General features: G+C 68.9%; 12 protein-coding genes. 3 read left to right on the top strand and 9 right to left on the bottom strand.

Annotated elements, in window-relative coordinates; genetic code table 11:
- Nucleotides 1-82: 82 nt before the first annotated feature.
- The 6 genes from sufD to KCG34_RS24520 form a co-directional block, all read right to left on the bottom strand.
- Nucleotides 83-1,132, bottom strand: a complete 1,050-nt coding sequence (gene sufD, locus KCG34_RS24545; RefSeq protein WP_211938209.1) for a Fe-S cluster assembly protein SufD — start codon at nucleotides 1,130-1,132, stop codon at nucleotides 83-85.
- On the bottom strand, nucleotides 1,129-1,878 hold the full coding sequence (sufC, locus tag KCG34_RS24540; protein ID WP_211938208.1) for a Fe-S cluster assembly ATPase SufC: 750 nt from the start codon (nucleotides 1,876-1,878) through the stop codon (nucleotides 1,129-1,131). Before sufC ends, sufD begins: the two co-directional genes overlap by 4 nt.
- A 207-nt stretch (nucleotides 1,879-2,085) precedes the next feature.
- The gene (locus KCG34_RS24535) at nucleotides 2,086-2,460 is read right to left on the bottom strand and encodes a VOC family protein (RefSeq protein WP_211938207.1); all 375 of its coding nucleotides are present in this window, start codon (nucleotides 2,458-2,460) and stop codon (nucleotides 2,086-2,088) included.
- Nucleotides 2,457-3,923 (bottom strand): Fe-S cluster assembly protein SufB, encoded by a 1,467-nt coding sequence (sufB, locus tag KCG34_RS24530; RefSeq protein ID WP_211938206.1) that lies wholly within the window; start codon nucleotides 3,921-3,923, stop codon nucleotides 2,457-2,459. Before sufB ends, KCG34_RS24535 begins: the two co-directional genes overlap by 4 nt.
- A 12-nt stretch (nucleotides 3,924-3,935) precedes the next feature.
- On the bottom strand, nucleotides 3,936-5,090 hold the full coding sequence (locus tag KCG34_RS24525; protein ID WP_211938205.1) for a cysteine desulfurase family protein: 1,155 nt from the start codon (nucleotides 5,088-5,090) through the stop codon (nucleotides 3,936-3,938).
- Nucleotides 5,087-5,530, bottom strand: coding sequence for an Rrf2 family transcriptional regulator (locus tag KCG34_RS24520; RefSeq protein WP_211938204.1), 444 nt, complete (start codon nucleotides 5,528-5,530; stop codon nucleotides 5,087-5,089). Before KCG34_RS24520 ends, KCG34_RS24525 begins: the two co-directional genes overlap by 4 nt.
- Before the next feature lie 169 nt (nucleotides 5,531-5,699).
- Between KCG34_RS24520 and KCG34_RS24515 the strand changes: the two genes are divergently transcribed.
- A complete protein-coding gene (locus tag KCG34_RS24515) occupies nucleotides 5,700-6,350 on the top strand; it encodes an alpha/beta hydrolase (RefSeq protein ID WP_211938203.1) in 651 nt (216 codons plus the stop codon).
- 29 nt (nucleotides 6,351-6,379) lie between these two features.
- Here the strand turns inward: KCG34_RS24515 and KCG34_RS24510 are convergent, their stop codons facing one another.
- Complete coding sequence (locus KCG34_RS24510) at nucleotides 6,380-7,492, bottom strand: anhydro-N-acetylmuramic acid kinase (protein WP_211938202.1); 1,113 nt, start codon at nucleotides 7,490-7,492, stop codon at nucleotides 6,380-6,382.
- A gap of 279 nt (nucleotides 7,493-7,771) precedes the next feature.
- Between KCG34_RS24510 and tyrS the strand changes: the two genes are divergently transcribed.
- Entirely contained in the window at nucleotides 7,772-9,025 is a 1,254-nt protein-coding gene (gene tyrS, locus KCG34_RS24505) for a tyrosine--tRNA ligase (RefSeq protein WP_211940962.1), read from the top strand.
- Between the two features lie 19 nt (nucleotides 9,026-9,044).
- Entirely contained in the window at nucleotides 9,045-9,512 is a 468-nt protein-coding gene (locus KCG34_RS24500) for a peroxiredoxin (RefSeq protein WP_211938201.1), read from the top strand.
- 95 nt (nucleotides 9,513-9,607) lie between these two features.
- Here KCG34_RS24500 and prfB read toward each other — a convergent pair.
- Together prfB and KCG34_RS24490 are read right to left on the bottom strand one after the other, a co-directional pair.
- A protein-coding gene (gene prfB / locus KCG34_RS24495; protein ID WP_211938200.1) for a peptide chain release factor 2 occupies nucleotides 9,608-10,733 on the bottom strand; the annotation gives its coding sequence in 2 pieces (ribosomal slippage) (nucleotides 9,608-10,663 and nucleotides 10,665-10,733; 1,125 coding nt in all).
- Between the two features lie 49 nt (nucleotides 10,734-10,782).
- Nucleotides 10,783-13,179 (bottom strand): penicillin-binding protein 1A, encoded by a 2,397-nt coding sequence (locus KCG34_RS24490; protein ID WP_249138146.1) that lies wholly within the window; start codon nucleotides 13,177-13,179, stop codon nucleotides 10,783-10,785.
- Nucleotides 13,180-13,344 lie beyond the last annotated feature (165 nt).

Raw genomic sequence — 13,344 nt, 5'->3', positions numbered from 1 at the left:
CACCCGCTGCGCGGGCGGGCCCCTCCTTCCCCCACAAGGGGGGAAGGGAAGAAGGACGCGGCCGTATCGAGGACGGGCCGATTCATCCCGCCCTCCCCGCCAGTTGCGCCGCCCAGGCGTGGGCGGCTTCGCGGGCGCCGGGGTGTTCGATGCGGTCGATCACCTCGGCCACGAAGGCTTCGGTCAGCATAGCGCGGGCTTCCGCCTCGGGGATGCCGCGCTGCATGGCGTAGAACAGGGCCTGTTCGTCGATGGCGCCCACCGTGTTGCCGTGGGCGCAGGAGACGTCGTCGGCATAGATCTCCAACTCGGGCTTGGCGTCGACCTCTGCCTTGTCGGAGAGGATCAGGGCGTGGTGGCCCATGCGCGCGTCGGTGCGGTCGGCGCCCTCGGCGACCACGATGCGGCCCTGGAACACCGCCCGGGCCTGGCCGCGCACGGCGCCCTTGGTCAGCTGCTGGGTCACCCCGTCGACGCCGGCATGGGTCACGGCCGTGGTCAGGTCGGCATGGGCCGCACCGTCCAGGAGATAGACGCCGTCCAGCCGCACCTCGGCCCCGCCGCCGGGGTGACGCAGGCGCGTCTCGTGCCGCTGGCGCTTGGCGCCGCTGGTCAGCACGGTCTGGACGAAGCGGGCATGGGGCGCGAGCTCGACCCGCGTCTGGCTGATGGAGACGGCGTCGGCCGCCTCGGCCACGACTGCCACCCGCTCCAGGCGGGCGCCTTCGCCCAGGTGGATGTCGAGGCTGATATCGGCCAGATAGGCCTCGCCCAGGCTTTCGTAGCTTTCCAAGAGCACCAGTTCGGCGCCGGGCCGCAGCACCAGGGAGAAGGCCGCGTGGTGCGCCGTGCCGTGGGCCGCGGAGACGAAGCGCAGGGCGAGCGGCCCCGGATGTCCCGGCTCGATGATCAGGGCGCTGGGGCCTTCCAGCTGGCGGCCGTTGACGAACACGATCTCCTCGTCGGCCAGGTTGCGGAACGGGCCGCGCTTCAGCTTGATCCCGTCCGCCGCCGGCGAGGCCGCGGGGATGGTGCGGATCAGGCCGCGCAGGTCGGTCCAGCGCCAGTCCTCCTCGCGGCGGCTGGGCAGCTGGGCGACGTCGCCCGAGGCTATGGCGCGCGCAAGGGTCATGCCGCTTCCCGCACATACTTGTCGTAGCCTTCGCGCTCCAGCTCGTGGGCCAGCTCGGGCCCGCCGGAGGCGACGATGCGACCGGCCGAGAGCACGTGCACCCGGTCGGGTTTGATGTAGTCCAAAAGGCGCTGGTAGTGGGTGATCACCAGCATCGAGCGGTCCGGCCCCCGCATGGCGTTGACCCCCTCGGCGACGATGCGCAGGGCGTCGATGTCGAGGCCGGAATCGGTCTCGTCGAGGATCAAGAGCCGCGGCGAAAGCATCGCCATTTGAAAGATTTCCATCCGCTTCTTCTCACCGCCCGAGAAGCCGACGTTCAGCGGGCGCTTGAGCATCTCGAAGTCGATCTTGAGGGCCTGGGCCTTTTCGCGGGCGAGCTTGAGGAAGGCGGGCGCGGTGATCTCGTCCTCGCCGCGGGCCTTGCGCTGGGCGTTCAGCGCCGTGCGGATGAAGGTCAGGCCGGGCACGCCGGGGATCTCGATCGGGTACTGGAAGGAGAGGAACACGCCCTTGGCGGCGCGCTCGTTGGGCGTCAGTTCGAACAGGTTGTCGCCGTCCAGCACCGCCGAGCCGCCCGTCACCTCATAGCCCGGCCGGCCGGCCAGGGAATAGGACAGGGTCGACTTGCCGGCCCCGTTCGGTCCCATGATCGCGTGCACCTCGCCCGCGGGAACGCTGAGCGTCAGGCCCTTGATGATCTCGGTCTCGGCGATGCGGACGTGGAGGTTGGTGATGGTCAGCATTTCAAATCGGCTCGTTCGAATATCTTGAAAACCCTTCCCCCTCGATGGGGGAAGGGAAGGGTTGGGGGTGTTCGCTCAGGTGTTGAGGCGAAAGACGGTGTTGGGCGCCGGAGCCCATCAGAGGATTCCAGGCGGCGACTGGGGCGCACCCCCATCCCTGCCCTTCCCCCATCGAGGGGGAAGGGTTCATGCGGGCAGCGAGGCCCGTCATCGCCCTCCCTCCACCGCCGTCATGAATTCCAGGCGGTTGCCGAAGGGGTCGTAGATGTAGAAGCGCTCGAAGCCGGGGAGGTCCTCGTCGGCCTTGACCTCGTAGCCGGCGGCGCGGGCGCGCTCGGCAAGGTCGGCGACGCGGTCGACCAGGAAGGCGACGTGGGCCTTGCGAGCGGGCGTGAAGGGGCTTTCGACGCCCAGGTGCACCTTGACCCGGTCGCTCTCGAACCAGGCCCCGCCGCGCCTGGCCAGTTCCGGCGGTTTGGGCTGTTCGGGCAGGCCGAGAAGGTCACGATAAAAGCCGCGCGCCCTCTCCTCCTCGCCCGCCGGCATGGCCAGCTGCACGTGTTCGATGGCCTGGAGCGTCATCCCACGCTGCCCTCCAGCGAGATCGCCACCAGCTTCTGGGCCTCGACAGCGAACTCCATGGGCAGTTCCTGCAGCACTTCACGCACGAAGCCGTTAACCAGCAGGGCCACCGCCTCTTCCTGGGTCAGGCCGCGCTGCATGGCGTAGAACAGCTGGTCTTCGGAGAGGCGCGTGGTGGTGGCCTCGTGCTCGAACTTGGCCGAGGCGTTGCGGGCCTCGACGTAAGGGACCGTGTGGGCGGCGCAGGACTTGCCGATCAGAAGGCTGTCGCACTGGGTGAAGTTGCGCGCGTTCGCCGCCTTGGCGTTGGCCGAGACCAGGCCGCGATAGGTGTTCGAGGAATGCCCGGCCGAGATGCCCTTGGAGATGATCCGCGAGCGGGTGTCGCGGCCCAGGTGGATCATCTTGGTGCCGGTGTCGGCCTGCTGGCGGTTGTTGGTCACGGCGATCGAGTAGAATTCGCCCGACGAGCCGTCGCCGCGCAGGACGCAGGAGGGGTATTTCCAGGTGATGGCCGAGCCGGTCTCGACCTGGGTCCAGCTGACTTTCGACCGCGCGCCGCGGCAGTCGGCCCGCTTGGTGACGAAGTTGTAGATGCCGCCCTTGCCTTGCGCGTCGCCGGGATACCAGTTCTGGACGGTGGAATATTTGATCTCAGCGTCGTCCAGGGCCACCAGCTCGACCACGGCGGCGTGCAGCTGGTTCTCGTCGCGCATGGGGGCGGTGCAGCCCTCCAGGTACGAGACGTAGGCGCCCTTGTCGGCGATGATCAGGGTCCGCTCGAACTGGCCGCTTTCCTTGGCGTTGATGCGGAAATAGGTCGACAGCTCCATCGGGCAGCGCACGCCCGGCGGCACATAGACGAAGCTGCCGTCGGAGAAGACCGCGCTGTTCAGGCAGGCGAAATAGTTGTCCGAGACCGGCACCACCGAGCCCAGGTATTTCTTCACCAGCTCGGGATGCTCGCGGATCGCCTCGCTCATCGGGCAGAAGATGACGCCGGCGGCGGCCAGCTCCTTCTTGAAGGTCGTCACCACCGAGACGCTGTCGAACACCGCGTCCACGGCATAGCGCGGCGCGCCCTGGACGCCCGCCAGGACCTCCTGCTCCTTCAGCGGGATGCCGAGCTTGGCGTAGGTGGCCAGCAGTTCCGGATCGACCTCGTCCAGCGACTTGGGGCCTTCCTTGGCCCGGGGCGCGGCGAAGTAATAGGCGTCCTGGTAGTCGATCCTGGGGAAGTTCAGCTTGGCCCAGTCGGGCTCATCCAGCACCAGCCAGCGCTCGAACGCCTCCAGACGCCAGGCCAGCATCCAGTCCGGCTCGTCCTTCTTGGCCGAGATGAAGCGGACGGTGTCGGCGTTCAGGCCCTTGGGCGCGAACTCCTGGTCGATGTCGGTGACGAAGCCGTGCTTGTAGGCCTCGAGGGCCTCGACCTGTTCGACGGTTTGCTGGACGGCGGCCATCAGTACACTTCCTTAAGCGGCCGAGGCGCGGCGGCGCGCCCGAAACCGGTCGTAGACGGTGAGCCAGACCTCGGCGAAGCGGGTCCAGTCCTGTTCGGTAGTGGCCCAGCCGCCGCTGACGCGCAGGGCGGTGGAGGCGAGCGAGCCGAAGCCCATGGCCTGCAGCACCGGGCTGGCGGTGACCTTGCCCGACGAGCAGGCGGCGCCGGCGCTGACCATGATCCCTTCCAGGTCCATGGCGATCACCTGGCGCTCGGACTCGAAACTCTCGGCGGCGAAGCTCAGCACGCTGGGGAGCCGGGGCGCCTCGGTCCCGAACACCTGCACCCCGTCGGCCTCGGCGAGGCTGTCTTGCGCGGCGTCGCGCCAGGCGGCCTGGGCGGCGAAATCCGGCAGGTCGCGCAGGGCGGCGCGGGCCGCGGCGCCGAAGCCGGCGATGCCGGAGACGTTCTCGGTGCCGGCGCGCCGACCACGCTCCTGCCCGCCGCCGTGCAGCCGGCGCGACAGCACAGCCCGCGGGCCGGCGATGAGGGCGCCGACGCCTTGCGGCCCGCCCAGCTTGTGCGCCGACAGCGACAGGGTGTCGGCGCCGGTCGCGGCGAAATCGAGCGCGATCTTGCCCGCCGCCTGCACCGCATCCACATGCAGCCAGCCGTCGGCGGCGCGGACCAGGGCGGCGATCTCGGCCACGGGCTGGATCACCCCGGTCTCGTTGTTGGCCAGGGAGAGGGCGACGAACGGGCGGCCGGCCTCCTTGGGCCAGGTCTTCAGCCGCTGTTCCAGCCAGTCCAGGTCCATGATCCCGCTGGCGCGCACGCCCCAGCCCTCGGCCATGTCGCCATTGGCCATGCAGGTGGCGAGCGTCGAGGCATGCTCGGCCAGGCCCACAATCGGGCGGCGGAAACCCGCAGCGATGGCGCTGTCGATGGCCAGGGCGTTGGCTTCGGTCCCGCCGCTGGTGAAGGTGACCGAGCCTTCCTTGCAGGCCACGAGGCGCGCGACCTCGCCCCGGGCGCGCTCGACGGCGGCGCGGGCAGTGCGGCCGGCGGCGTGGACCGACGAGGGATTGCCGCCGATGGCCAGGGCGCAGGCGACAGCCTCCGCCGCCTCGGGCCGGATCGGGGCGGTGGCGTTGTAGTCGAGGTAGATCCTGTTCGGAGCCGTCATGCGGCCACCGCCGGTGAACTGGGCCTGAGCCGCCCCGCCAGCACGTCGGCCAGGGACACGCTCGCCAGATAGGCGTGCAGCTGGCGGCCGGTCTCTTCCCAGAGGTCGTGGGTCAGGCACTTGGCCCCGCCCTTCATGCAGCCGCCCTTGGCCCCGTGGCCGCCGCAGCGGGTAGCCTTGATGGGTTCGTCCACCGCCATCACCACCTCGGCGACATTGGTCTCGGCGGCGGGGCGGGCCAGACGATAGCCGCCGCCGGGGCCGCGGTGCGAGACCACCAGGCCGCGCCGGCGCAGGCGGGCGAACAGCTGCTCCAGATAGGCCAGGGACAGCTGCTGGCGCTCGGCGATCTCGGCCAGGGAGACGGGCCGCGCCTCGCCGTGCCCGGCCAGGTCGGTCATCGCCATCACCGCATAGCGGCCTTTCGTGCTCAGCTGCATGGCCTTACATCCTGGTCTTGCCGAGACGTGTCAGAATTCCCGCGCATCCGGCGCGGCCTGTGCTATGAACCGCCGCCTCGCGGCGGGCATGTCCCAGCGAGGGACTGGATTTAAGAAGACCGAGCGCTGTGGTCAAGTATTATGACCGCCGCTCACGCCAGGAGGTTTCATGGCTGAGGTGGTTCTGACCGGCGCCGCCGGACGGATCGAGGGACGTTATTCGCCGGGGAAGAAGGAGGGCGCGCCGATCGCGCTGATCCTGCACCCTCACCCCAAGGCCGGCGGCAACATGAACCACCCGGTCTCGGCCCAGCTGTTCCTGCTGTTCATGCAGCGCGGCTTTTCGGTGCTGCGCTTCAATTTCCGCGGCGTGGGCAGGAGCCAGGGCGAATTCGACGGCGGCATCGGCGAGCTGGCCGATGCGGCTACGGCGCTGGACTGGCTGCAGGCCACCAACCCGACCGCCTCGCAGACCTGGGTCGCCGGCTTCGATTTCGGCGCCTATATCGGCATGCAGCTTCTGATGCGCCGGCCGGAGACCGACGGCTTCATCTCGGTCTCGCCGCCGACCAACATGTACGACTTCAGCTTCCTGGCCCCCTGCCCGGCCTCGGGCCTGTTCCTGCACGGGGCCAACGATTCGGTGGTGCCGCCGACCGAGGTGGAGCGGGTGGTGACCAAGCTGCGCACCCAGAAGGGCATCGTCATCGACTACGACGTGATCGACACCGCCGACCACTTCTGGGCGCATAACCTGAAGGACGTGGAGAAGCAGGTCGGAGGTTATCTGGATAAGCGGCTGGCGGCGAACCCGGCCTAAAACCCTTCTCCCACAAGGGGGGAAGGGCACTAAGGCCGCACGATCTTCCCACCCGTCATAGGCGCCTTGACCCCGGTCGTGCCGGGAAACGAGATCGGCAGGCCGTGGGCGGTGCGGGCGGCGAGGTAGGCGAAGGCCTCGGCCTCGATGGAATCGCCGCGCCAGCCGGCGTCCTCGGCCGAGATCACCTGGGCCGGCAGGGCCTCACGCAGAGCCTGCATGATCGCCGGGTTGCGCCGGCCGCCGCCGGCGGCGATCACGGTCCTAGGCTGCTGGTCCGCATCGAACCAGTCCAGGCCCCGCGCCACGGCCGCCGCGGTGAAGGCGACGAGGGTCGCGGCGGCGTCCGCGTCGGACAGCCCCTCCACGCTCGCCATCGGAAAATCGTAGCGGTCCAGCGACTTGGGCGGCGGGGCGGCGAAATAGGGATGGGCCAGGAGGCCCTCCAGCACGGCGGCGTCGACCTGGCCGGACCGGGCGAGTTGGCCGCCCTCGTCATAGCGGCCGAGGCCGCGGGCCTGGACCAGGAGGTCGATCATGCCGTTGGCGGGGCCGGTGTCGAAGCCGTGGAACAGGTCGCCCTCGCCCATCAGGGTGATGTTGGCCACCCCGCCCAGGTTCAGAACCGCCACCGGCGCCGGCAGGCGGGCGTAGCGGGCCAAGGCGGCGTGATAGATGGGCGCGAGCGGCGCGCCCTCCCCGCCCGCGGCCACGTCGTCGAGGCGGAAGGCGTAGGCCACCGGGACCCCGAGGCCCCGTGCCAGGATCTCGGCTTCGCCGAGCTGCACGGTGCGTCCGATCCGCTCGGCCATGGGACGTTCATGCAGCACGGTCTGGCCGTGGAAGCCGACCATGTCGATCTGGTCCGGGCGAAAGCCGTGCTCGGCCAGGAATTCGCGCGCGGCGGCCAGGTGCGCCTCGGCCACGGCGCGGGCGGCCTCGGCGAAGACCGCCGGCTCCGGCTCGCCGCGGGGCCAGGCGCGGGCCTGGTCGGTCGCGGCCTGGATCACCGCCCGGATCTCGACCGAAAGCTTGCGTTCGCCGGCGGGGCCAAAGGCGTGGATGACCTCGCCGTCGGTCTCAAGGATCGCCATGTCGATGGCGTCGAGCGAGGTGCCGCTCATGAACCCCAGAACCCGCATCGATCCGCCCTCAAACTTGACCGTCGAGGCTCGAAAGGCTAGCGCTGGAGCATGATCAGCGCCCGCACCTTGCGAACCTCGTACCGCCGCTCGCTTCCATAGCGGGCCGGCTTGCTGATCTTATCGATTTTCGCGCCGCCCTAAAGGTTGGCGGCGCGCATCCACTCGAAGACGACGTCTCCGGCCCTCCCCATCAGAAGGAGCCGTATCGTCATGACTGTTCTCACCCCGCAAGCCGCCGTGCTACAGGGCGCCTCGCCTGCAGAAAACCCCGAGCCGATGTCCGATTTCCAATCCAGCTTCCTGCGCAGCCTGCAAGAGCGCGGCTACATCCACCAGGTCACCCACCCGGCCGAGCTTGACGCCGCGGCCAAGGGCGGGATCGTCGCGGGCTACATCGGTTTCGACGCCACCGCCTCCAGCCTGCACGCCGGCAGCCTGATCCAGATCATGATGCTGCGCCGCCTGCAGCAGGCCGGCGGCAAGCCGATCGTGGTCATGGGTGGCGGCACCACCAAGGTCGGCGACCCCTCGGGCAAGGACGAGAGCCGCAAGCTGCTGACCGAGGCCGACATCGCCGCCAACATCGCCAGCATCCGGACGGTGTTCGAGAAGTTCCTGACGTTCGGGGACGGGCCCACCGACGCGATCATGGTCGACAACGACGCCTGGCTGTCCAAGCTCGGCTATGTCGATTTCCTGCGCGAATACGGCCCGCACTTCACCATCAACCGCATGCTGACCTTCGACTCGGTCAAGCTGCGGCTTGAGCGTGAGCAGCCGCTGACCTTCCTCGAGTTCAACTACATGCTGATGCAGGCGGTGGATTTCCTGGAACTGAACCGCCGCCATGGCTGCGTGCTGCAGATGGGCGGATCGGACCAGTGGGGCAACATCGTCAACGGGGTCGAGCTGATCCGGCGCATGGACGGCAAGCAGGCCTTCGGCCTGACCTCGCCGCTGCTGGCCACCGCGTCCGGCGCCAAGATGGGCAAGACGGCGGCGGGGGCGGTGTGGCTGAACGCCGACATGCGCAGCCCCTACGACTACTGGCAGTTCTGGCGCAACACCGAGGACGCCGACGTCGGCCGCTTCCTGCGCCTCTACACCGACCTGCCGCTGGACGAGATCGCCCGACTGGAGGCGCTCGAAGGCGCCGGGATCAACGAGGCCAAGAAGGTGCTGGCCAACGAGACCACCACCATGCTGCACGGCCGGGAAGCGGCCGAGGCCGCGGCTGAAGCGGCGCGCAAGGCGTTCGAGGAGGGGCAGGTGTCGGCCGACCTGCCCTCGATCGAGATCTCGCGCGCCGAGTTGGAGGCCGGAATCCCGATCGCCAATCTGGTGGCCGACGCCGGCCTGACAGGCTCGCGCTCGGAGGCCCGGCGGCTGGCCCAGGGCGGCGGCCTTCGCGTCAACGACAAGGCCGAGGCCGACGCCCAGCGCGCCCTGACCCCGGCCGATCTCAACGCCGACGGGGTGATCAAGCTGGCCGCCGGCAAGAAGAAGATCGTCCTCGTTCGTCCTGTTTGACCCTTTAGGAGCCTAGAGCATGACCGGTCCCGCCGTCGGCGACGTCGCCCCCGATTTCGACCTTCCGACCGACGGCGGCGGCCGCGTCTCGCTGAGCGCGCTGAAGGGCAAACCGGTCGTGCTCTATTTCTACCCCAAGGACGACACCCCCGGCTGCACCAACGAGGCCAAGGGCTTCAGCGAGGCGGCGGCCGAGTTCACGGCCGCCGGCGCGGTGGTTATCGGCGCCTCCAAGGACAGCGTCGCGCGGCACGACAAGTTCAAGGCCAAGTACGGCCTGGACCTGGTGCTGGGCTCGGACGCCGAAAGCGGCGTAATCGAGGCCTACGGCTCGTGGGTCGAAAAAAGCCTCTATGGCCGCCAATACATGGGCATCGACCGCTCGACCTTCCTGATCGGCGCCGACGGCCGCATCAAGCGCATCTGGCGCAAGGTCAAGGTGGCGGGTCACGTCGCCGAGGTGCTGGCGGCGGTCAAGGGGCTCTGAGAGCGAGCCTGGATCCGCCCGATCTCATAGATCGCTCATCCTCGCGAAGGCGGGGATGAGCGGTTGAAATTCAAATTGGCCTGAACTCGGGCGACTCAGGCGTTCCCGCCTTCCGTCCGCGTCGCCCCGACCCGTTGGGCCAGGGACGCGGCCATGAAGGCGTCCAAGTCGCCGTCCAGCACCCCTTGCGTGTCCGAGGTCTCGACGTCGGTTCGCAGGTCCTTGACCATCTGGTAGGGCTGCAGGACGTAGGAGCGGATCTGGTGGCCCCAGCCGATGTCGGTCTTCTGGTCTTCCAGGGCCTGGGCCGCGGCTTCCTGCTTCTGCAACTCGAGCTCGTAGAGGCGGGCGCGCAGCATCTTCCAGGCCTCGTCGCGGTTCTGGTGCTGCGAGCGGCCGGCCTGGCAGGCCACCACCACCCCGGTCGGGATGTGGGTCAGGCGCACGGCAGAGTCGGTCTTGTTGATATGCTGGCCGCCGGCGCCGGAGGCGCGATAGGTGTCGGTGCGCACGTCTGCCGGGTTGATGTCGATGACGATGGTGTCGTCCACCACCGGATAGACCCAGGCCGAGGCGAAGCTGGTGTGCCGCCGGGCGCTGGAGTCATAGGGCGAGATGCGCACCAGCCGGTGCACCCCGGCCTCGGTCTTCAGCCAGCCATAGGCGTTCGGGCCCTTGATCTGCAGGGTCGCCGACTTGATGCCGGCCTGCTCGCCCGGGGTCTCTTCGATCAGCTCCACGCTCATGCCATGAGCGTTGGCCCAGCGGGTGTACATGCGCAGCAGCATGCCGGCCCAGTCGCAGGACTCGGTGCCGCCGGCGCCGGAATTGATTTCCAGATAGGCGTCGTTGGCGTCGGCCTCGCCGGAGAGCAGGGCCTCGAGTTCGGCCCGGGCGCCCCGCTCCTTCAGCGCCGCCAACTGGGCGCGGGCGTCGTTCAAGAGCTCCTCGTCGCCCTCGGCGTCGGCCAGTTCGGCATATTCCAGGGCCTCGGCCAGGCCCTTTTCCAGGCTCTTGACCGCATCCACCTGGGTCGCCAGGCGGGTGCGCTCGCGCATCAAGGCCTGGGCCTCGCTGGGGCGGTCCCAAAGGGTCGGGTCCTCGACCCGGGCGTTCAGCTCATCGAGCTTTCTTAGCGCAGGTTCCCAGTCAAAGACGCCTCCTGAGCAGTCCGACGGACTGCTCGATGTCGGCCGCAGAGGCCTCGACATCCGCTCTCATGTGCTTCTCCTAAGCAGGGCGCGCCTGATAGCCCCTCCGCCCCTCGGGTTCAATAGAGCCCAGTCAGGTCCGCCGGCGGCTTCTTCTGTGGCGGCTTCTGTGGCGGCGGGGCGCCGGCGGGGGCGGCGCCGACGGGTTGGCCGTTCGGCGGCAGGGGCGCACCGGGCAGGACGCCTTCCAGCGCGTCCACGGGTCTGGGCTTGGGCTCGGTGCCTGGGCGATAGGCCTCGCGGATGCCGGTGGCGTAGGAGAACTTCACGTTCGGCGGCGGGCGGAAGTCGTGCACCGGGGTGTCCTTCAGCGCCGTCTGCATGAAGTCGATGAAGATCGGCACCGCGTCCACCGCCCCGGTTTCGTTATTGCCCAACGAGCGGTTGTCGTCGAAGCCGACGAACACGCCGACCACGATGTCGGGCGAGAAGCCGACGAACCAGGCGCTGCGGAAGTCGTTGGTGGTGCCGGTCTTGCCGCCGATCGGCCGGCCGAGGCTGGAGGCCTGGTAGGCCGTGCCCCGCTGGACCACGCCCTGCAGCATGGTGGTGATCTGATAGGCGGTGACCGGGTCCATGATCTGGTCGCCGGCCGGGGGCACGCGGGGCGATTCGTCGCCGTTGAAGGCGGCCTGGCACCTTGGGCACTCGCGCTGGTCGGCGTTCAGCACGGGCTTGCCTTGCGCGTCCTCGACCACCTCGATCAGGTGCGGGTTAATCCTGCGCCCGCCGTTGACGAAGGCGGAATAGGCGGCGGTCATCTTAAAGGGGGTAGTCTCGCCGGCGCCCAGGGCCATGGCCAGCACCGGGTCCATCTGGTTGACCACCCCGGCCCGCTTGGCCATGTCGACGATCTTGGGCATGCCGACGCCCATGGCCAGGCGCACGGTCATGGTGTTCAGCGACAGCTCCAGGCCTCGCCGCAGCGGCAGCATGCCGCGATAGCCCTTTTCGAAATTCTCCGGCGACCAGACCTCGCCCGCCTTGGCGCCGGGCAGCGAAATCGGCCCGTCCAGCACCTGGCTTGCGGGCGTGTAGCCGTTCTCAAGCGCGGTCGCGTAGACGAAGGGCTTGAACGAGGAGCCCGGCTGGCGGTTGGCCTGGGTGGCGCGGTTGAAGTTGGAGAGCGAGAAGCTGTAGCCGCCGACCATGGCCAGGGTCCGGCCCGACCAGGGATCTATCGCCACCAGCGCCCCGTTCACCAGCGGCACCTGACGCAGGTTGTAGAGGCCGGGCGAGGTCGCCGAGGGCTCGACGAAGACCAGGTCGCCCTTCTTCAGCGGCTTGGCGCTGGCGCGCTCCCAGACGACGTCAGCGCTCTCCAGCACCCCGCGCCCGCCGCCGTCGGCCTGCTCGACCCTGACGGCGCCCTCGGCGGATTCCACTCGGGCCGCGCGCCAGGCGCGACGCTCGGACGGCGGGGTGGAGGCCAGGGCCTGCTTCTGCCAGCCATCCTCGACCTCCGCATGGCCCCAGGCCCCGCGCCAACCGTGCCGGCGATCGTAGTTTTCCAGCCCCTTCATCAGCGCCACGCGGGCGGCGGTCTGCAGCTTGGGATCGAGGGTGGTGCGCATGTAGTAGCCGCCCTCGTCCAGCTTCTTGCCGAAGGTGGCCACACCCCGTTCGCGGACCTCTTCGACGAAGTAGTCGGCGTCGTGGTACTTGGCGCGGATCGGCGCCGACTGGACCACCAGGTCCTCCTTCATCGCCGCCTCAGCCTGGGCGCGGGTGACGAAGCCTAGGTCGGCCATTTCGCCGAGGATGAAGTTGCGCCGGGCGATCGCCTTGGCCTTGTTGCGCACCGGATGGTAATTGTCCGGCCCCTTGGGCAGGGCGGCCAGGTAGGCGCACTGGGCCAGGTCCAGCTCCGACAGCGGCTTGCCGAAATAGTTGTAGGCCGCCGCGACCACCCCGTAGGAGTGATAGCCCAGCCAGATCTCGTTCAGATAGAGCTCGAGGATGTGCTGCTTGCTCATCGACTCCTCGATGCGGTTGGCGAGGATCGCCTCCTTCATCTTGCGGCCGATGGTGGCCTCGTTGCCCAAGAGCACGTTCTTGGCCACCTGCTGGGTGATGGTCGAGCCGCCCTCCAGCCGCTTGCCGTGGCTGGCGTTGACCACGTCCTTGGTCATGGCGCGCAAGAGGCCCATCGGGTCGACGCCGCCGTGCTTGAAGAAGTTGTGGTCCTCGGCGGCCAGGAAGGCGTTCACCACCTGGGTCGGGATCTGGTCGTAGGAGACGAAGATCCGCCGCTCTTTGGAGTATTCTCCGATCAGGGTGCCGTCCCAGGCATAGACCCGCGTCGCCGTGGGCGGGCGATAGTCGGCGAGGTCCGCCGCATCGGGCATGTCGTGGAACAGCCAGGCGGCATAGATGGCCAGCGAGAACCCGGCCAAGGCGATCACGCTGAGGACGACCACGCCGACCGTCGCGATCCATCGCTGACCAAGATTCAACGCCGAAGCCTCCACGGACTGCCCGCCCGCCTTCGATCACGCTCTAGCGCGTGTCGAGGCGATCGCAAAGCCCGGTTGGCTTCGTGAGGTTGCAGGCCGCAGCGCGCCCCCTCCACCACCGCGCTGTCGCGCGGCGGTCCCCCTCCCCCGTGTCGCTTCGCGAAA

The sequence above is a fragment of the Phenylobacterium montanum genome (assembly GCF_018135625.1).
Lineage (GTDB): Bacteria > Pseudomonadota > Alphaproteobacteria > Caulobacterales > Caulobacteraceae > Poindextera > Poindextera montana.
Note: the sequence above shows the minus strand (reverse complement) of the source record. Positions and strands in the feature narration are given on the sequence as shown.

Excerpts from the sequence above, each read along its gene's own strand:
- KCG34_RS24520 (WP_211938204.1), bottom strand. The coding sequence starts at position 5,530 with ATGCAGCTGAGCACGAAAGGCCGCTATGCGGTGATGGCGATGACCGAC.
- KCG34_RS24510 (WP_211938202.1), bottom strand. The coding sequence starts at position 7,492 with ATGCGGGTTCTGGGGTTCATGAGCGGCACCTCGCTCGACGCCATCGAC.
- KCG34_RS24515 (WP_211938203.1), top strand. The coding sequence starts at position 5,700 with ATGGCTGAGGTGGTTCTGACCGGCGCCGCCGGACGGATCGAGGGACGT.
- sufD (WP_211938209.1), bottom strand. The coding sequence starts at position 1,132 with ATGACCCTTGCGCGCGCCATAGCCTCGGGCGACGTCGCCCAGCTGCCC.
- sufB (WP_211938206.1), bottom strand. The coding sequence starts at position 3,923 with ATGGCCGCCGTCCAGCAAACCGTCGAACAGGTCGAGGCCCTCGAGGCC.
- KCG34_RS24500 (WP_211938201.1), top strand. The coding sequence starts at position 9,045 with ATGACCGGTCCCGCCGTCGGCGACGTCGCCCCCGATTTCGACCTTCCG.
- sufC (WP_211938208.1), bottom strand. The coding sequence starts at position 1,878 with ATGCTGACCATCACCAACCTCCACGTCCGCATCGCCGAGACCGAGATC.
- tyrS (WP_211940962.1), top strand. The coding sequence starts at position 7,772 with ATGTCCGATTTCCAATCCAGCTTCCTGCGCAGCCTGCAAGAGCGCGGC.
- KCG34_RS24525 (WP_211938205.1), bottom strand. The coding sequence starts at position 5,090 with ATGACGGCTCCGAACAGGATCTACCTCGACTACAACGCCACCGCCCCG.
- KCG34_RS24535 (WP_211938207.1), bottom strand. The coding sequence starts at position 2,460 with ATGACGCTCCAGGCCATCGAACACGTGCAGCTGGCCATGCCGGCGGGC.